At 43.7% G+C, this 18,617-nt stretch carries 17 protein-coding genes and 1 pseudogene; 10 read left to right on the top strand and 8 right to left on the bottom strand.

The features are described 5' to 3' along the window. Window positions 1-540 precede the first annotated feature (540 nt). Together B7360_RS12975 and B7360_RS12970 are read left to right on the top strand one after the other, a co-directional pair. Window positions 541-1,560, top strand: coding sequence for a TerC/Alx family metal homeostasis membrane protein (locus B7360_RS12975; RefSeq protein ID WP_085343683.1), 1,020 nt, complete (start codon window positions 541-543; stop codon window positions 1,558-1,560). Between the two features lie 278 nt (window positions 1,561-1,838). Beyond that, on the top strand, window positions 1,839-2,030 hold the full coding sequence (locus tag B7360_RS12970) for a hypothetical protein (RefSeq protein WP_005376351.1): 192 nt from the start codon (window positions 1,839-1,841) through the stop codon (window positions 2,028-2,030). Window positions 2,031-2,221: 191 nt separating this feature from the next. On the opposite strand, the gene B7360_RS12965 is transcribed toward B7360_RS12970, so the two are convergent. The 4 genes from B7360_RS12965 to B7360_RS12950 form a co-directional block, all read right to left on the bottom strand. Next, on the bottom strand, window positions 2,222-2,779 hold the full coding sequence (locus tag B7360_RS12965; protein ID WP_005395511.1) for a PhnA domain-containing protein: 558 nt from the start codon (window positions 2,777-2,779) through the stop codon (window positions 2,222-2,224). Window positions 2,780-3,068: 289 nt separating this feature from the next. Next, window positions 3,069-3,278, bottom strand: a complete 210-nt coding sequence (locus tag B7360_RS12960) for a YgdI/YgdR family lipoprotein (RefSeq protein WP_041853072.1) — start codon at window positions 3,276-3,278, stop codon at window positions 3,069-3,071. Between the two features lie 135 nt (window positions 3,279-3,413). Beyond that, window positions 3,414-5,822: a VolA/Pla-1 family phospholipase gene (locus B7360_RS12955; RefSeq protein ID WP_085343682.1), complete on the bottom strand. Its 2,409-nt coding sequence runs from the start codon at window positions 5,820-5,822 to the stop codon at window positions 3,414-3,416. A gap of 20 nt (window positions 5,823-5,842) precedes the next feature. Beyond that, a complete protein-coding gene (locus B7360_RS12950) occupies window positions 5,843-7,087 on the bottom strand; it encodes an outer membrane protein transport protein (protein ID WP_012842310.1) in 1,245 nt (414 codons plus the stop codon). A gap of 423 nt (window positions 7,088-7,510) precedes the next feature. On the opposite strand from B7360_RS12950, the gene B7360_RS12945 reads away from it, so the two are divergent. Next, complete coding sequence (locus tag B7360_RS12945; protein ID WP_048625030.1) at window positions 7,511-8,539, top strand: site-2 protease family protein; 1,029 nt, start codon at window positions 7,511-7,513, stop codon at window positions 8,537-8,539. A 74-nt stretch (window positions 8,540-8,613) separates the two neighbouring features. Here the strand turns inward: B7360_RS12945 and B7360_RS12940 are convergent, their stop codons facing one another. Next, on the bottom strand, window positions 8,614-9,402 hold the full coding sequence (locus B7360_RS12940; RefSeq protein WP_101911874.1) for a M48 family metallopeptidase: 789 nt from the start codon (window positions 9,400-9,402) through the stop codon (window positions 8,614-8,616). Window positions 9,403-9,605: 203 nt separating this feature from the next. Between B7360_RS12940 and B7360_RS12935 the strand changes: the two genes are divergently transcribed. The 5 genes from B7360_RS12935 to cutA all read left to right on the top strand — a co-directional run bounded on the left by B7360_RS12935 (window position 9,606) and on the right by cutA (window position 12,651). Next, on the top strand, window positions 9,606-10,040 hold the full coding sequence (locus tag B7360_RS12935) for a hotdog fold thioesterase (protein ID WP_048625031.1): 435 nt from the start codon (window positions 9,606-9,608) through the stop codon (window positions 10,038-10,040). A 6-nt stretch (window positions 10,041-10,046) separates the two neighbouring features. Then, window positions 10,047-10,280: a DUF3389 domain-containing protein gene (locus tag B7360_RS12930; protein ID WP_005395503.1), complete on the top strand. Its 234-nt coding sequence runs from the start codon at window positions 10,047-10,049 to the stop codon at window positions 10,278-10,280. 79 nt (window positions 10,281-10,359) lie between these two features. Continuing rightward, entirely contained in the window at window positions 10,360-12,069 is a 1,710-nt protein-coding gene (locus B7360_RS12925) for an SgrR family transcriptional regulator (protein WP_085343681.1), read from the top strand. Further along, window positions 12,053-12,304, top strand: coding sequence for a hypothetical protein (locus tag B7360_RS12920; RefSeq protein WP_085343680.1), 252 nt, complete (start codon window positions 12,053-12,055; stop codon window positions 12,302-12,304). Before B7360_RS12925 ends, B7360_RS12920 begins: the two co-directional genes overlap by 17 nt. 14 nt (window positions 12,305-12,318) lie before the next feature. Beyond that, on the top strand, window positions 12,319-12,651 hold the full coding sequence (gene cutA, locus B7360_RS12915; RefSeq protein WP_031780471.1) for a divalent-cation tolerance protein CutA: 333 nt from the start codon (window positions 12,319-12,321) through the stop codon (window positions 12,649-12,651). Here cutA and B7360_RS12910 read toward each other — a convergent pair. Continuing rightward, window positions 12,613-13,209, bottom strand: a complete 597-nt coding sequence (locus B7360_RS12910; RefSeq protein ID WP_074190660.1) for a DUF2238 domain-containing protein — start codon at window positions 13,207-13,209, stop codon at window positions 12,613-12,615. The two genes, cutA and B7360_RS12910, sit on opposite strands and share 39 nt — an antisense overlap. A gap of 242 nt (window positions 13,210-13,451) precedes the next feature. Here B7360_RS12910 and B7360_RS12905 point away from each other — a divergent pair, with 242 nt between their 5' ends. Next, window positions 13,452-14,291, top strand: coding sequence for an isopenicillin N synthase family oxygenase (locus B7360_RS12905; protein WP_085343679.1), 840 nt, complete (start codon window positions 13,452-13,454; stop codon window positions 14,289-14,291). A gap of 203 nt (window positions 14,292-14,494) precedes the next feature. Next, window positions 14,495-15,115: a DNA-J related domain-containing protein gene (locus tag B7360_RS12900; protein WP_085343678.1), complete on the top strand. Its 621-nt coding sequence runs from the start codon at window positions 14,495-14,497 to the stop codon at window positions 15,113-15,115. Between the two features lie 82 nt (window positions 15,116-15,197). Here B7360_RS12900 and B7360_RS12895 read toward each other — a convergent pair whose 3' ends face one another. Together B7360_RS12895 and B7360_RS12890 are read right to left on the bottom strand one after the other, a co-directional pair. Next, window positions 15,198-16,853, bottom strand: coding sequence for an ABC-ATPase domain-containing protein (locus B7360_RS12895; protein ID WP_085343677.1), 1,656 nt, complete (start codon window positions 16,851-16,853; stop codon window positions 15,198-15,200). A gap of 71 nt (window positions 16,854-16,924) precedes the next feature. Further along, window positions 16,925-18,526, bottom strand: a pseudogene (locus B7360_RS12890) (putative bifunctional diguanylate cyclase/phosphodiesterase); the annotation flags it as partial. Window positions 18,527-18,617 lie beyond the last annotated feature (91 nt).

Genomic DNA, 18,617 nt, shown 5'->3' with positions numbered 1-18,617 from the left:
CGGCAGTGGTGGTTGCTTGGGTCGCAATTTGGTCAACGTTAGTTTACTTTGTACCTTTGAGCGGCTTTTGAATTGCTAATAACACGGAAGTTAGAAAAGGAGCAGTTATGCTCCTTTTTTGTGTCTATGTTCTCAAAGACAACGCTCTGACTCCTAAATGTATCATCTTGAGTCACTTGCTGCTCTTTACACCTAATAACAAAAGTTCACGTGGTTGAATCAATTCCTTTCTTTTTATATTTCTTTCTGATTTTTAATAAGAATTTTATTTCGATTGGACAAAGTTTTTTTGTTGGAAAGCGTGACATTCGGCGTTATCATTGCGGCGTTTGGGGAGTAGTTAGCGCAAGTTTACTTATCGTCATCTCGTTAAGCATCAGCTTATCCGGTAAGTAAAGGTGTTGCGTGATTCATCCACGCCGACACTTCAACGAGACCAACGCATTCATTGACTGGCAGCACATGATTATTATGTGACTGCTTGTTGTTATTGTCTGCGGAAGGTCACCAAACTCATGTCCTTCCGCCATGGGAGGAAGCATGTCTCTTATCGAAAGTACCACCCAATTGAGCCAATCGGCACCACTTCAAGAGTCATTAGCGATGTATGGCGCTTTTGGTCTTTTTACGCTTGTTCTTGTTGCGCTTGATATCTATCAAACGCGTGGTGGCGTTATAACGATGAAAAAAGCCATCCTCTGGAGTGTTTTTTGGTTCTTACTTGCCTTTGTTTTTGCAGGTTCTATCTATTTATTCTGGGACTTTTACGCACCGCACAGCACTTATACAAACGATAAAGCAACGGTTTCATTCTTAACAGGCTACTTACTAGAGAAGTCGCTAAGCGTGGATAACTTGTTTGTGTTTGCCATCATCTTTGCACAATACAGTGTGCCGGAGCATTTGCGTCCGCGAGCGCTGCTTTGGGGCGTGATTGGTGCGTTAGTTCTACGGGCTATCATGATTGCGGTTGGTGCTCAGTTACTTGCGCAGTACCACTGGGTGTTGTACCTCTTTGCCGCATTCCTTATTTGGACAGGTATTAAGCTTGCTCGCGACAAAGGTGAAGCAGAAGAGGTTAACCCATATCCTGAGCAGTTTATTCGCAAAATATTGCCAGTTACGAATGATTACCAAGGAAATCACTTAATCTTAAAGCAAGCTGGTAAGTGGGTGGCAACACCAATGCTGATCGTAGTCGGTGTAATTGCAGTGATGGATGTAATGTTTGCACTGGATTCTATACCTGCCATATTCGCGGTAACACGAGAGCCATTTTTAGTCTTAGCCGCGAACGTGTTTGCACTGTTGGGTTTGCGATCTTTGTACTTTGTTCTGCAAGCGATGTTAGACAAGTTTGTGTACTTAAAACCAGCATTATCGGTGATCATGATGTTTATCGGTGTAAAGATGTTATTGGTGGGAACAGAGTATGAGATACCGACAACGTGGTCACTCACATTCTTAATCGTTGTGATGACATCAGCGGTTGTTGCATCGCTCCTCAAAAATAAGTCGAACAGTCGCTCTAGCGTTAAAATTACTAATCAAAAAATATAAGTAAAGCGCTAAAAATAAAATAAATAACGAAACTTAATGTTAAAATTATGTTGTTATTCGAGATGAATTTATGCAGGTAACGTTAAGTTATTCAACATAATTAAATAGTTTCTGACTATTTATGCTGTTATTATTCATTTGTATTTTTGATGTTTGTAATGGGATTGTTTTATTAGATAATCTAATTCGAATGGGTAAAATTTGTCATTTCTTAAACAATAAGAAACTGACTAATATACAACCAACAAAACAGACTACTGCTTTAAAGAGAGGCAATCATGGCACAAGCAATGCAAATGACAAATGTAGCTTTACCAACCTCTATGGATAAGAAAACCTACGCGGTTAACTTCAAAGGACTGATTGCTCACTTACTAGACATTCTATTCGTAGATAATACTGCACCACGCAGTTACTATGCGGAAGATTTGTCAGCTCACATTCAAAAAGATATCGGTATGTACCGTTAATCTTGAAATAATGAATGAAAATACCGGCCTATAAGCCGGTATTTTTTTAGCTGCTCAAACGTGAATAACGGAGCTAGAACTCTATACAGAGTCAATACCGGAGTAGAGGAGCTTATTCCAAATTGGTGTTCATTAGAAATGAAAACGGGGCACTAATAGTGCCCCGTTTTGACTTGTAGAGTAATACGATATTACTTCTTACGGCAGTATTCTGCGATCACGTACATTGACTGACCGCCATTTGCCTTGCCCGAAACTAGTTTCGGATCATCACCAAGGCTGATACCACGGATCACTGTGCCTTGTTTGATTACTTGGTTAGTGCCTTTAACTGGTAGGTCTTTGATTACCGTTACATCGTCACCTTTCTTAAGTTCAGTGCCGTTGCAATCTAACGTTTTGTCATCATCAGACATACCCTTCATCGCCCAGTTCATTTGCTCTTCTTCCATGTACATCATGTCAAGAGCATCTTGAGCCCAGCTTTCAGAGTTTAGGCGAGTGAGTTGGCGCCATGCTGTCACTTGTACTGCAGGAACCTGGCTCCACATGCTTTCGTTTAGACAACGCCAGTGGTTAATGTCTTTTGGCTCATCGATCTCACCCAGACACTTATCACAAACCATGATAGCAGTATCAACGGTCACGTTACCGTGAGGTGGGACAGCGTATGCTGTTAGTTGAGATTCAGAAGAACACAGTTCACATTTTGACTCGCAGCGCGCAAGCAGAGTAGCTTCAATAGACATAAGGACTCACCTTAGTAATGTTATTTTGTGGCGGTATTATCCACTTTATCCTGAGAAATAAAAGGGTGTTAGCGAATTAAAGCCGAGATTTTACAATATTCCAACCTGATTAGGGTGAAGATGTAAAATATTCGCTAAACAAATAATACCTGTATATAAGAAAATGCATTGATTGCTTTGGGTGATGAATTGGTTGCTTCATTTCTTGAGGAAGTTAGAGGTTCGTTGGGAGTATTGACTGCGCTCAGAAGTGTGGGTAAAGCCCTCTAAAAATATAGAGGGCATATTGCTAGCGTTCTATAATCTGCACAATTTGATCTTTTGAAATGCTCATTTCTTTCCCATCCATGTCTTCATACTCGTACATACCCGTTTCTTCGTTAAGGTCTGGTTTTCCGTAAGAAGTAATAATTTTCCCTTCATTTGTCGACATAAGATATTGGCTACTTCCGCATGCAGCAAGAAGTAAAGCAGTGGCCATTATAGTGAATATGCGCATAGAGTTTTCCTTTCAAACAAGTAAGTTAGGTACGGCACCGATTTAACTATAGCAAAGGATATACGGGACGTTTTTTTATGATAGAGAACGAAAAAGCCCAGTCGAAACTGGGCTTTGGTAAGAGAGGTGATACGATTACTTCAGAACCGAAGTATTAGTCACACCCGTTAAAGTGTCATCCATTAAGAAGTCTGTGTTTTCCATTTGCATCTCAACGTGATGGTCAATATCAGAAAGTGTGCCATTTGGAGAAACAAACGTAATGTGCGATGCAGTAGCGTTATATTGCACAAAGCTTGCCATTGGAGACACGGCTGTATTAGCACTGTTTACGGTCGTTAAACCTAGTTTAGCTGCTAGAGGCTCAGTCCCGGCAAACGGTGCATTTGGAACGCTGTTTGGTACATTGCCATCGCCATCAACCTCGGTCATCAGGAATGGTGTTGTTAGTGAACCAGAAGCAACTAAATCTGACGCGTTTGTGAACGGGTCTACGGTATCTAGCGTGGTTTGTGCCGCGTAGATAAACTGGGAGAAGCCAGCTTCTAGTGTTGCTAACTGAGTTTCTGTTGCTGCGGCCTCAAAAGCTTCGTAACACGTTTTATCTTCCAATTGTGTACATGACGCATCTGCATAACTCGCGTAGTCTGCAGACGCAGCATATGCTAAGTTATGCCTGATCTGAGCGCCATAGGCTTCTGAACCTAGTAACAAATTGCCGATTTGGCCACCAGAGTTCTGTACAGAAGCAGAGCTAAATGTGTAAAGTGCATCTGCGTTGGGGCTACCTAGCGTGTTATTTGCTGCTGCCACGGCAGATGTAGCCACAATACCGCCAAGTGAATGACCTAACATTTTGACTTTAGAACCCGTCATTGGGTTAAAGCCTTGCAGAGGCCCTTCTGCCAACAGACCACCTTGCGCCGATACCACTAAGCTCGCGCGTAAACCCAATACATCCAGTACACTTTGGCGTAGGTTATCACGAGCGATTGCCAAGTTAGAAAGATTTAGATACGCCAAGATATTAGAATTAGCTGAACGTTGCTCATCTAAGCTACGTGTGCCGTGAATAGGTAAGTCGATAGCAATAACAGCCACACCTGCTTTCACCATATTAAACGCGAAGGCATATGAATCCTCTTTTGCAGAAGTGATGCCGTGTTGATAAATCACAACGTCGGTCGCGACACCAGATTTAGGTGTGAAGACAAGTACTTCGACATCTTCTACCGATTTAACGACTGGAACTGGGGAGTAGCGAGTCACAATACGTTCGCTGTCGAGTTGGGTACCATCGCTTAATGTGAGTTTAGCACCCACCAGTTTTAGCTGCTCTGTAGGATCGGTTGCAAGCTTTGTCACGTCAACAGGGTTATTTGCGAAAACGCCAGTTGATAGCTGCTGGACCATGTTCGCTTGCTCGTTCGGATCCGCCAGTGCTGCACTTAGCTTCGCTAGGCTTGGCATCGCAGATACCATTGGCTGCATGTTCCAGTTTGCCCCTTTTTCTAGATAATGAGGCAGTCTGACCACACCTTGAGTCACATTTACATCGGCACCTGACTTCGCATAAAGGCCTTTAATTGCCGTTTTTGCCGCGTCTAGGTCACTAACGTACTTACTAAAGTCATCGTCAGAGTCTAGCGCAGTGCTAAAGTCTTGGGTTGCACCAAGTGTCATTGTGTAGGCTGTTGATAAATCTACTGAACCTTCGTTCGCATCGTTTTTGTAAACGGCGTTTAGTGTATTTGCACCCGTTGAGAAACCGGTTGCGGTTACACCTTTAACCGCCGCCAAAGTATCACCTACAGACTGAGTGCTGAACCATGAGGAGTAAACGATGTCGTCAGGGTTAACTTGAGCTAGACCAAAAATGCCTTCCACCGCTTGTGTCACCGCTTGAATAGAAGCAAGAGCACCAGTTTCATAAACGATTTCTTTCGATTTACCTGTCGCGTAACTGGCTGATGTACCGATTGGCTCACCATTCACGTCAGTAACATCTTGTGTTACTGCAAAAATGTACTCGCTTGACTCATCAAGTGCATCCATGAACTGGATATATAGAGAGTTGCCTTTTGCTTGAACTACGTAGTCTTGGTTCTGAACGAGAACGTCTTCGATTGGGTTAGACTTACCATCCCACTCGGTCAAACGTTGATTAATCTTGATGACTTTAATACCAGACGGCAGCATACCCGTTGCAAAACCATCGCCTTTAAAGTTCAGAACGATTGGCATAGACGTTGACCATCCATCCATCGTATTCATCGAGGCTCTAGGGTTGGTTAAGGCATCATCACCGTCAGTTGGCAGACCAAGCGTGCCATCTGTTGTGTCCATTAATAAGTAAGAGGGCGCAGGTACATCCGCATTCGCCCCTTGAAGCGTAAAGCTGATAGATGTTCCACGGTCGAGCAGTGCTTGGACTTCATCTTCAAATTGAACTTTGTCGGAAGTACCAGAGCTTGATGTATTATCACCACAACCAGCAAGAAGGATTGCAGAACAAAGCATTGATAATTTAAACGTGTGTTTCATTGGTTTACTCCGTAATCCCATTATTTGAAGGTGTAGTTCATCTGTACCGCGCTGATGTAAGCAGTACCTTCAGAGTCGAACTTGATCTCTTCATCCTGAGCATTTGTCTCGGTGAAAGAGCCTGATTTACTCTTAACAAGTGCAAAGCCTGCATCGAAAGTTAAATTCTCATTCATTGCGTAAGTTAGGCCCGCGCTGTACCAAAAACGGTCACTGTCAGGGATGCTCAATGTGGCTTCACCTGCTTGTTCGTCGTATGCAAAGCCCGCACGGAATGTCCAATCCGCATTGAGGGTGTAAGTGGCACCAATAGAATAACGATTGTTGTCTTCGTATTTCTCTGGTTTGTAGAAACATTGACCAGCAGTTCCATCATTACATTGAGGACTCGTCGCTTTCAGTTCTTTAAATGTGCTCCAATCGGTCTGTTGCCAGCCGTAATGTACTGCCCATTGTTCATTCAGTTGATGGAAAGCCGATAATTCGATAATTGAAGGGAGAGAGATTTTTAAACGGCCATCCACTTTTGGTGATGGAGCTCGGCCTGAGTCGTAACTACTAAACTCACCGTCGTCAAAATCTAGATCAACTTTAGAACGGTAACCAAAGCCAAAACGGTTGTTTTCATTTAGCTCGTACAAAGCGCCAATATTCCAACCCCAAGCAAAAGTTTCGCCTTCCATGCCGACAAGGTTATCGGACTTATTACCACCTAAAATACGGGCGAGTGCGCCTTTGTGACGAGTCAGCTCCGCTTCCGCGTACACTAGGTTGATACCGCCACCGACACTGAAAGACTCGTTAATACGGTAAGCGACATTAGGATTAATGTTTACTGAAAGTAGGGAAGTGTCACCCGCCATGTCACCCGCAGAAATATCATCTGGATAATCAGTAGCAACACCGTATGTTGTGAACATACCGATACCCCAAGCCCAGTTATCGTTGATAGGGCTGATGTAATAACCCGCTGGCACGACTTGTAAAGGGGCAACATCTTTCGCATGTTCTTTGTTAACCGTGTCATACACATCGACTTCAGGATCGATGATAGATAACGCGCCCGAGAATTGAGCTTCTTTGAAAAGCGTCATCGCTGCTGGGTTTCGTGCAAGAACGCTGGCATTGTCTGCGACCGCTCCTTCACCTGAAAATGCTCGACCAAGACCAGATGCTGAATGCTCAGCTACCTGGAAGCCCGCTGAATGGGCATTACACGCAAACAATATCGAAATTGTAAGCAGAGAGCAGTGCTTCTTGTTCATCCTTGACCCTCCTAGGGTGTCATAGTGTTGGACCGAAGTCCTTGTAATTGTTGTGTGATACTTACACCAGTTGTTAATACGTGAAATACAACTGTGATGTAAATGTAATGTTAATTGTATGTTTAATAACTTGTCAAAGTTTGAGCGTATTTTGCGTTTTAAATATGATGCATAGGTCAAACGGTGATTCGTAAGGGCATGTATTATCGTTATATTTTTTAAGAGAATGGTACGACCAGAATTGTTTTACGGGCTTTATGGTTAAATGGCATTCAAACCAAGAGATAGCGGGCTTTGCCGTTTCTGTACTTAGCAGGCATAATTCGCGCCTCGCTTTGTTGTTATTCAATAGACGCAATAGGAATCGTGTTGGAATTACTGAATGTTGAATTTTTAGGTCGTTCGTTAAGGCTCGAAGGATCGATGGCTGGTTGGCAGCAGTTATATTGGGATAACACCTTGGTGTCCCAAATAGATGCCAGTGATAATGTTGCAGACACTTGTCTTCACCAGTTTAGACTCTCTGCAGGGGAGGAAGTCCTGGTATGCCATTTGGAGTGTTCATTAACATGGCAACCGTTTGAATTGAGTTACAAGGTCACAATTAACGATGAGCTTATTAGCGAAGGTTGCCGAAATGAAAAAGACATCGAACGCCAAGTACCAGAAGTTGAGCCGCCAACGGAAAAGCGTTTAAGTGTGATAGGGCTAGTATCGCTTGGAATGAAAGCACTCAAGAGTGCGAAAGTCATCAAAGTGGCGCTAGCATCTGCAAGTCTTGCTGCATATTCTTGGCTATTTTCTATCGAGTTCGCGTTAGCTTTGATCGCTTGTTTAGTTTTCCATGAGTATGGCCATATTAGAGCGATGAAGTACTTTGGAATGAAGACCAGGGGCATCTATTTGATTCCATTTCTTGGCGGTTTAGCGCTGAGTGATGAAAAGATCAACACACGCTGGCAAGATGTGGTTATCTCGATTATGGGACCATTTTTTGGTTTAGTTCTTAGCATCGCGTTTACTTTGCTTTATTGGATGACTGGAGAGGTGCTCTTCGCTGGCCTAGCAGTGTTTAACGCGTTACTAAACCTGTTTAATCTGTTGCCTATTCTGCCACTAGATGGTGGTCATGTACTCAAAAGCATTACCTTCTCGATGAACACTTGGGTTGGATTAGTCGGCAGTATAGCAGCTGCCTTGTTGGGTATTTTTATCAGCTATTCTTTCGGGCTGACGTTGCTAGGTTTTTTATTGTTAATGGGGATGCTAGAAGTGGTCATGGAATGGAGAGGTCGACATCATAGTCATTTATTGCCGTTAACCCGTTACGGACAACTCTTCTCACTTGCTTGGTACTTGGTTTCTGTCGGTGGTTTTGTCGCTATCATTTGGTATTTTGCTACCCTTGGAGATAGCCTGTTGAGCTTGCCACTACAGATACTGGGCACTTAAACTATTCCTTATACCCATTAAAAAAAGCTCCCTAGGGAGCTTTTTTGCGAAAAATAGAGACTGGTAGCAGAAGTTTAGCCACATTTTGGCGCTTTCGCGTTATACGCAGGCAACTTATTTATGGTTGCTTGTAAATCTTTAATACGCGTACTGTGCGATGGGTGAGTTGAGAAGAATTCAGGCGGTTGAGAACCACCGGATGCAGCACTCATATTTTTCCATAAATCGACACTTTGACGTGGGTCGAAGCCTGCTTTTGCCATAAACTCAAGCCCGACAATATCAGCCTCGGATTCCTGTGTACGACCGTATGGTAAAATAACACCGTATTGGACACCGACACCAAGTGCCGCCATCGTCATTTGCTGATACTGTTTGTACTCGGAAGCTCCTATAGCAACGTTTGCCAGAGACAATCCCGCATTTGCTAACTGGCTTTGTGAAAGGCGTTCATTACTGTGGTCAGCAAGGACGTGAGCCACTTCGTGACCAATGACTGTTGCCAACTGATCTTGGTTTTTCGCGACATCTAAAAGCCCGGTATACACGCCGATCTTCCCACCAGGTAGAGCAAACGCATTGACTTGTTCACTATCAAAAACAACCACCTCCCAATCTTTAAACCCAGCTTGCGCAGGGATGGTGTCAGTGATGTGTTTGGCAACGCATTGTACGTAGGCATTCGTTTTGCGATCTTTGCTGATTGGGATATCTTTCTTCATTTGTTCGAAAGATTTGGCGCCAAGCGATGACATTTCTTGATCTGAAAACATCAGGATCTGGTTACGGCCAGTCGGTGATGCGCTACATGCCGTTAAGCCCGCGATAGTTAAAAGAGCAGAGGCTTTCATCCATACCTTCATAATAGGCTCCATCTAAATTATTTTTGTTTTGAAGCAATAGTATATACCCAAATAGTAACACGATGCATAGATCAAATTATTCATCAACTGGCAAGGAGGCCAAGATGTTACACCTTGAAGTTAGACCTAAGTAAAGTCTATGCTAGCTCTCTAATAAATCGTTACAATCCGACAAACCAGTTTGTGAAATTAAGAGTAAAACAATGAGTATATGGAAAAAGCCCGTTAGCATAGAGATTCTGAATGCTACGTCAAAAAATACCCTGATCGAGCACCTACAAATTGAATACACAGATTTCACGGATGACTCCCTTACAGCAACCATGCCTGTATGTAGTTTTACTCATCAACCTTTAGGAATGCTTCATGGTGGCGCTTCTGTTGTGCTCGCAGAAACATTAGGCTCTTTAGCTGCAAATTTCTCTGTCAATGAGGGGAGTTACTGTGTCGGTTTGGATATCAACGCGAACCATGTACGTGCAATGCGAAGTGGTCATGTGATTGGTACGGCAAAACCCGTACACCTTGGCGTTTCAACACAAGTGTGGCAAATCGACATAACTGATGAACGAGGCCGATTAGTGTGTACCAGTCGCTTAACTATCGCAGTGAAGCAACATAAAACGAAGTCGGTATAAAGCAAGATGGTGATTGAGTTTTCATTAGGAAAAATCATTGCTACCCAGCGTGAAATCGTGATTAAGCTCTCCGGCAGTGCAATGGTAACCTTACAAGCGCAAACCGATTCTATCCAGTTACTGGGTAGAGGAGCGAACGTTGTTTTATCTCATGGTGCAGAGTGTAAATGGTCTATCAAGCTGGATAATGAGGAACAACTGGCCGATCTTGCACGAGAAATTGGCATCGATATTCAATAATTTACTGCGTGACGTTTGCACTTTTTGATAAAAATGAGGAAACTTAGCTTATCAACAATAAGATAAGAATTTCCTCTTTATGAGTAGCCCTCGTTTACGTGTTCAGTTCGAAACACTGTTTGAAAAATTCGCCGGTCATGATACGGACGTTCAGCTAGAAGACATTACCGAAGCGCTGTTTTGTACACGTCGCAATGCCCGTATTGTTCTCAATAAATTAGAAGAGGAGGGCTGGATTGAATGGCATCCAGCGGCGGGTCGAGGAAAACTCTCAAAACTCGTTTTCAAACGTAATCGTAGCGATGTCAGTGAAAACCTCGCCAGACGTTATCTTGACGAAGGGAAAATTGGCCAGGCTCTAGATGCGCTTGATAACGACGCGGCTCGATTAACGCAGGTTATTCAGGGTTATTTAGGGCTTCAGCATCGGCAGGGCGAACAGGTGGTACGTTTGCCATATTATCGACCATTGGCGATGTTAAACCCACAGAAACCGATGCGGCGTTCAGAACAGCACATCGCCAGACAAATTTTTAGCGGGCTAACTCGCCTTGATGAAAATGAACAACTTCAGCCAGATTTAGCCCACACATGGGAAGCCATTTCTGATACGCACTGGCGTTTTTATCTTCGTCGTGGGGTGCGTTTTCATAATGGTGAACCCTTATCAACCAGTTGTGTACTTGAAAGTGTGCTTGCACTAAGTAGCCTGAACCTGTTTTCTCATATAAAAAAGGTATCTTCACAACAGGAATGGACCGTCGATATTGAACTCGTCCGTCCTGATCGCTACCTGCCTTTGGCGCTGAGTGAGTCGCAAGCAAAAATTTTGCTACCAAGCGCTTTGCGTTCAGAAAACTTCGATAGACAACCAATAGGGACTGGGCCGTTCCAAGTTAAAATGAATGATGATAAGCGTCTCATTTTGACTGCTTTTGATGGCTACTTTGGCTTTCGTCCCTTACTGGACCAAGTTGAGGTGTGGGTAATTGATGAAGCGTACTCTTCAATGGTCTATCCAAGCTTGTCTAAGCCAAAGATGGATAAACAAGGTTCATCTGATGAGGTCGAGCTTGATCCTGGCTGTACATTCCTATTACTAAACAAAAACACCGGGATTGCAAAAGACCCACGCTGGGCAGAATTTCTATCACAAACTCTCAACAGTCACCAGATTTACGCGCATGTTCCTCAAGATAAAGTGATGGAACTGGGAGTGTTGCAAGCTTTTGGCCTTAAGCCAGGTTGGATTGACCTTAGGCCAGCAGAGGCGGGCAGCGTGCCGCAGGCTGATAAGGTGATTTCTGTAGCGTATCAGAAAAAGCATCCGATGTTTCCAGTAGTTGCCAAGGCCATCAAGACACTCTTAAAACCGCACGGTATAGAGGTCGAGTTTATTCGTTATGATTCTCAACCGCCCGCACCGGAGGAAGTGGATATTTGGGTGAAAGCCATGGGCATTGCAACGAACCGAAATGATGCTTTGGCAGGGTGGCTTCTAGACTATAGTGATATTGAAAAGTTCAGCTCTGGTTACGATTTTAGCGAATGGGCTAAGCTCGTTGATCAGTGGCGTGCTGGTGTTTATCCAGACTTCCCTGCACGTGAGTTAGGACGTCAGTTGGTAAAAAGTTGTCAGGTGATTCCGATGTTTCACTGCTGGTTGGGTGTCAATAAAGACCACAGCGGTGCCTTACAAAATGCAAAGTGTAATGCCTTAGGTTGGTTTGACTTTAATAACGTATGGGTAAAACCTGATATAGAAAATAATCATGGCGAAACCGAATAAGAAACAGCCGACGAAAACCGTCGATATCTATTGCTCAAAGTGTAAAACTCAACTATTCAAGTACCGTAAAGGCGGAAAAGGCGCACTGGTCAAGTGCTTCAAAGAGCGCATTGTTGACGATTTCACACAAACCCCATGCATCTGTCCCAGTTGCAGGCAAGAGTTTGCAAGAGATACCCTAGTGAGAGGAACGCCCGCTTACAAAATGATTGGCGGCAAAGTGACAATGAAATAATGAAGGGCTAGAAAATGAGTATAAAACATGACTACTGCATGGTGTTAAGCACAACCAGCAACGAAAAAAATCGAGATCAGATCATTAAAGGTTTGCTAGATGCCCAATTAGCCGCGTGTATTCAAACGATGCCTATTGAAAGTCACTATGTGTGGAAAGGGGAGATTTGTACTGACAACGAATGGTTGCTGGTGATCAAAACTCGCCGAGAGCTCTATGAATTGGTGGAAGAGAAAATAGAAAACCTGCACGAATATGAAGTAGCACAGATCGTACAGGTTCCAATTGTTGATGGGTTTAACCCTTATTTAGAGTGGCTGAGAGAATCGACGCTGAGCCGACATTAAAAACAGCGACAACGCTGCACCAACGGTGTCGCACAACATATCTTTCTGGGCGTCCCATATGTCACCTTGCGAGCCCAGAAAGGCGATTCCTTCATCGCCGCCAGCCAATTCTGCATACCACCATTCGATAATCTCATAGCCTGCTGCAAGCGACATGATCGCAAACAAAGCAAACCAGCAAGAGAACGTTTTGTTGAACTTGTTCTTGTGTATCAAGTATTCAGCTATCGGATACGCATAAAGGCCAATCGAAAAGTGCGCAACGCGATCAAAGTTGTTTCTATCTGAACCAATCATGTCGTTAAACCAGTCAAATGGTACTTCGGAAAACGTATATTTCGCTCCGATAGTGTGCAAACAGAGCCAGATGAACATTAAAAGGTAAGCCGTATTACTGAATTGATAGCGAATCGAGATTACCCAAATAGCAACAAGAATACCAATTGCTGGGATAATCTCTGCAAACCAAACGGCACGTGAGTTAGGTTCTAACGCAGAAAATAAAAACACGATGGCATAAAAAATCGTCAATCCTAAGAGTGTCGAGGTGCTTTTCATAGAGTTACTTGATCCTTCAATTTATCTTACAGTGGGACTCCATAGACTTGGGTAATGATTACACTTAATTGAACGGTGTGCAATTGTTATTTTGATGGTGTTTTTGATCACTGAAAATGTTGATTTATTGCCAAGCTGCTCAACATTAAAACGTTTGCGCGTGCACCTTTCATTAAAGTTTGATTTACAACATGGCCATCCATAGAATCCGTGATTCAGTCTAATAAAAAAGAAGTAAAGCCATGAAACTGGAAACTGTCGATTATCTTGCTGACGATGCTGCTCAACAGTTCGTTACCTCTCTGCGCGAAACAGGGTTCGGTGTGTTGAAAAACCACCCGATTCCACAAGAGCTTGTAGAGTCAATTTACAAAAACTGGCATGAGTTTTTCTGTTCAGATCAAAAGAATGATTTTCACTTTAACGTAGACACCCAAGATGGCTATTTTCCACCTTCTGTGTCTGAAGTAGCGAAAGGGCACAAAGTGAAAGACATCAAAGAGTACTTTCATGTTTACCCTTGGGGTCAGATCCCAGAGCAACTTAAAGCTGAAATCTTAGAGTACTACGAGCGTGCGAATGCATTTGCTCAGGAGCTATTAGGCTGGGTTGAAGCGTGCGCACCTAAGGACGTTCAAGAGAAGTTCTCTATCGCGTTGTCAGAAATGATCAATAACAGCGACAAAACATTACTACGCGTTCTTCACTACCCACCGATGACAGGCGAAGAAGAGCCTGGCGCTATTCGTGCTGCTGCGCATGAAGACATTAACCTGTTAACGGTTTTGCCTGCTGCTAATGAGCCTGGACTACAAGTAAAGAGCAAAGAAGGTGATTGGATAGATGTACCATGTGACTTCGGAAACTTAATCATCAACATTGGTGATATGCTTCAAGAAGCGTCGGGCGGTTACTTTCCTTCAACGACTCACCGGGTAATTAACCCAACGGGTGGCCGTCAAGAAAAGTCGCGTATTTCATTGCCGTTGTTCTTGCATCCAAAACCAGAAGTAGTTTTGTCTGAGCGCTACACCGCACATAGCTACCTTATGGAACGTTTACGTGAACTAGGGGTTATTTAACCTTTACGTGATCTCCTTACAAAGGCCGATAGTTGATGACTATCGGCCTTTTGTTGTTTATGGTACAAAATGATACCCTCGCTTCATTCGGTGCCACAGAAATTAGGCCTGAAACACGCGTCAGCAAGCATTTTTACCAGTACAGATGAGCAGCTTTCTCTGAGATTAGTGTGATGCTTCAATATTAAAAACAGAGAGGATGAATGGAAGGACAACGCACGGTCAGTAGTATTGACACTCATGCAATAGAAAACCCGTTGCTTTGGCCAATGCTAGAAATTCTTAGAAAGCAGCCTTCCGATTGGAAAGTTCACACCTTAGCAAGCAAGTTGAGTGAACAGGGCTACATTTCGAAATTGGATGATTCTCCTGATAAGGATTTATTCAAACGAAATTTCTTAATCATGAACGCGCTATACCAACTGCAAGAAACACTTTACCCAGATGCCTGGCTGCAAGTTGAAGCGATGAATATCCAGCTGATGTCTTCGTTAGAAGCTTCGAGGCATATCGTTGATATTAACGACCCTTTGCGTGAATATTATCTGGATTGGCGCAACTACGAAGCGGACGAAGATGAAGTGCGTCGATTGTTGAATGGATTTTGGACCACTTATCAAAAATTCATTGGTGGTTCGTCTACAGTCAGTGTGGATAAAACAAAAGCACTCTCACTGTTTGAGCTTAACCCTGATGCAACACCCGCAGAAATTAGAAAGCAGTGGCGAAAACTCGCGCTTCGTTGGCACCCAGATAGAGAGAATGGTGATGCAGAAAGATTTAGAGTTCTTTGTGAAGCGTGGAATGTACTGAGAAACGAATGATTCGGTATGAATAAAGATAAAGGAAGGCAGCTAACTATTAGCTGCCTTTTTTCATTGGATTATCTAAATCAGCGTATCAAAACTAGCATGATGGCTTAAACTGAGATTTTCTCATGCGGTTAAGCGCAGCCATTACGTCTAGTGTGCGTGGTTTGGCTAAGTCCCCTTGCTTAGGAAGCGATGCATGCCACTCACCAGACAGCATTTCTTCAATTTCCTTCGCTGGATGATTACACCAGCCTGGAAGCTGAGCGATTTGGAACCACAACCAGCCAATCGTGTTGACTTCATCAGCGGACTCAATCTGTTCCAAAGCGCTAAGGTCAGTAAACTCTTTGCCAAATCGAAGTGACTCTTTGCCTTTCGCATTCACACGGAATTTACCGTCAGTGAGAATATTCATCAAAGCAACGCGATTCAGGGCGCGAGGCGGGAAGGTTTGTAAACTTTCTTCCGATTCGTTATGACGTTGAGTAGGGTGCTGAGCGATCACTTCTTTCGCTTTTTCTGTCACATCAACCGCTTGGTAGTCGTGCATCTGAATGACTGTGTCGGCAACGTCTAAGTAGTCGCCTGAACCACCCATAACGATAATGGTAGAGATATCGAGATCATCTCGCAATTGACCAATGCGATCGACAAGAGGAGTAATTGGTTCATCACCTTTTGCCACCAATGCCTGCATACGTTCATCTCGAATCATGAAGTTCGTCGCAGAGGTGTCTTCATCAATCAATAACGTGCTCGCCCCCGCTTCAATAGACTCTTGAAGCCAAGCGGCTTGTGATGTTGAGCCTGATGCATCTTGAGTCGAAAAATCCGCAGTATCTTTACCCATTGGCAAATGGTTGATGTAATTCGACAGGTTCAAATGATGCACGCATCGACCATCTTCGGCGCGGATCTTCATTGCCTTGTCATCAGCTACGATGTATTCACGACCATCTCCTGGAATATGGTCGTAAATCGAACGCTCAATCGCATTCAGTAAGGTAGATTTACCGTGGAAACCGCCACCAACGATTAGCGTAATGCCCTTTGGAATCCCTAATCCCGTGACATGGCCTTTGTTTGGCGCATGTAAAGTCACTTGCAGCGATTCAGGGGCTTTGAACTCAACCGCCTCTTTCATTGGGAGATCACAGTTGCCAGCAATTCGAGGGAGAATGCTGCCATTTGCGACAAACGCAACTAGGTTATTGGCTTCCAACTGTGCACGCAGGGCATCTTGGTCTTCAACAACTTGGCAATGCTCAATCAATGCTGCTTTGTCGAGTTCACGCTCTAAGGTTGCTCGACGGATAAACTTAGGCAAATGGAAAGTCAGTATGTTGTTGGCTTTTTTCCCTAACACTGAACGACCTTCAGCAGGCAAGTTAACTCGAAAACGCAGTTCAATACCTTCCTCGGTAAACAATACTGCGGTGCTATCCAACACAGTTTGGCCATTCAATGAAATGGATACGGAGTTTTCTTGTTTAGCAAACTGCTCAAAACTGCGCGCAATAAAATCACGTGCTGCTCGTTGAAAAGCAGGGGACTCGTCTTTTAACCATTCCAGACCAGTCAAGGACCAGGCGCGAGTTGCACGAAAACGTGACGCGGAAGCATACGGATCTCCTTGTACGTGATCGATGAACAAAGTGAAATCAGTGAAGTCGTATTGACCTTTGATTTGCTGATAAGCGCGGTAGTTCTGCTTTTCAATTTTCTTAAGCGTGGCAGTCAACTGATCCATGAAGATATTGGCCTTTTAATAGAAGCGGGCGGCGATTATAGAAACCACCGCCACCTTAGTAAAGAGAATGCTTAGGAAGAGTAGGCGTATTGTCCGCCTGAAAGACGCTGATTAAACAAACTTTGCTCAAATTCATTACAAGGCATCGGTTTACCATAGAGAAAGCCTTGCCCAATATCACAACCCTCACCAATAAGAAACTGCTCTTGTTGGGGGGATTCAATGCCCTCAATAACCACTTGGAGGTCCAGTTTTTTAGCTATGTGTATGATAGAGCAAATGATCGCACGATCATCGTCCGACTTTTCCATTTGCTGGACAAAGCTCTTATCAATCTTGATGGCATCAAATGGGTATTTCTTCAAATAGCTGAAAGAGGCGTACCCTGTACCGAAGTCATCAAGTGACAATGTCACACCTAGTTCGTGCAATTTGTTTAGCGTTGTGCGTGCTACTATTTCGTCGGCAATTAAAGCGCTCTCGGTCACCTCGAGTTCAAGAAAATGTGCTGGTAAATGGAAGGATTCGAGTAGGTGTTGCACTTGCTCCGCAAAGTTCACGTTTTGTAATTGAATTGGAGAGACGTTAACGGCAATTTTGAAATTATCAATTAACTCCGACCACTGTTTAGCTTTGTCTATCGCGGTACGAAGAACAAAAGAGCCAACTTCAAAAATAAGTCCGTTTTGTTCGGCCATATGTATTAATGCTTCGTTAGAGACGTCGCCCAGTATTGGGTGTCTCCAGCGCAGCAATGCTTCTGCGCCAATCCATTTGTGAGTATGGGGGTGAACTTTGGGCTGAAAGTACAGCATCAGGTCGTCATTTCTTACCGCTTGCAATAAGTAGCTTTCCAATTGATTGTGGTTGTTTAGCTCATTCGAATGACTTTCACAAAAATAACTATACGCTTCGCCAGACTCTTTACACAGCAGCATGGCATAGCATGCATTTTGAAGAAGTTGTTTGGCATTGCTGGTTTGGTGGGCTTGTACAACACCAATATAAGAGTTGAGGTGAACCTCTGTGTCTTTAATATAAAAGCTTCCCAAGCCAATATTGGTGATATCATCCAGTAGCTTACGCATTTTCATATCAATATCGTTGCCCCAAATGAGTAATACAAGGTCATTCGAGCTCGGCCTCCCGGTAACAAAATAACTCGATTCTCGTTTACCAAGGCGATACCGAAATTCCTTTAATATCTCGTCAAAGGCCTCAAAGCCATAACGGGTTTGGATACTGCGAGCATTACTAAAGCCAATGTTTATCACGAGCAGTGATTGCTGGCTATGATCCAACGTTCCGAGCGTTTCTCCGACAACACTTTCCAGTGCTGCGCGGTTTAAGAATCCGGTTCCCTGATCGTGTGTTTTTTGGTAGCTCACTAGTTTTTCTGCGGCCTTACGACGATCAATCTCTTTTGTTAGGGAGTAACTCAACTGCGCTAAATCCGTAGTACGGTTCTCAACTCGATTTTTGAGTTCATTATTAAGACGCTGGAGTTTGTGTTGCTGATACACGACGGAGAGCTGCGCTTCGATTGAGTCTTTGAAAGTTCCGAGCAATTGGCGGTAAGTGTCGCTGTATTCATTCTTCTTGGAATCAAGCATGCAGATGGTTCCAAACGTCTCTCCGTTTGGCCAGAATAACGGTAAACCACAATAAGATATACCGAATCAACTTGAAGATGCAGGCTTGAGAACCTGAAAATTATCATTAATTCGAGATGCCAAAGAGCCTGCGATCTCTGGAAGAGTCACA

The sequence above is a fragment of the Vibrio sp. ArtGut-C1 genome (assembly GCF_002105475.1).
Classification (GTDB): domain Bacteria; phylum Pseudomonadota; class Gammaproteobacteria; order Enterobacterales; family Vibrionaceae; genus Vibrio; species Vibrio diabolicus.
Note: the sequence above shows the minus strand (reverse complement) of the source record. Positions and strands in the feature narration are given on the sequence as shown.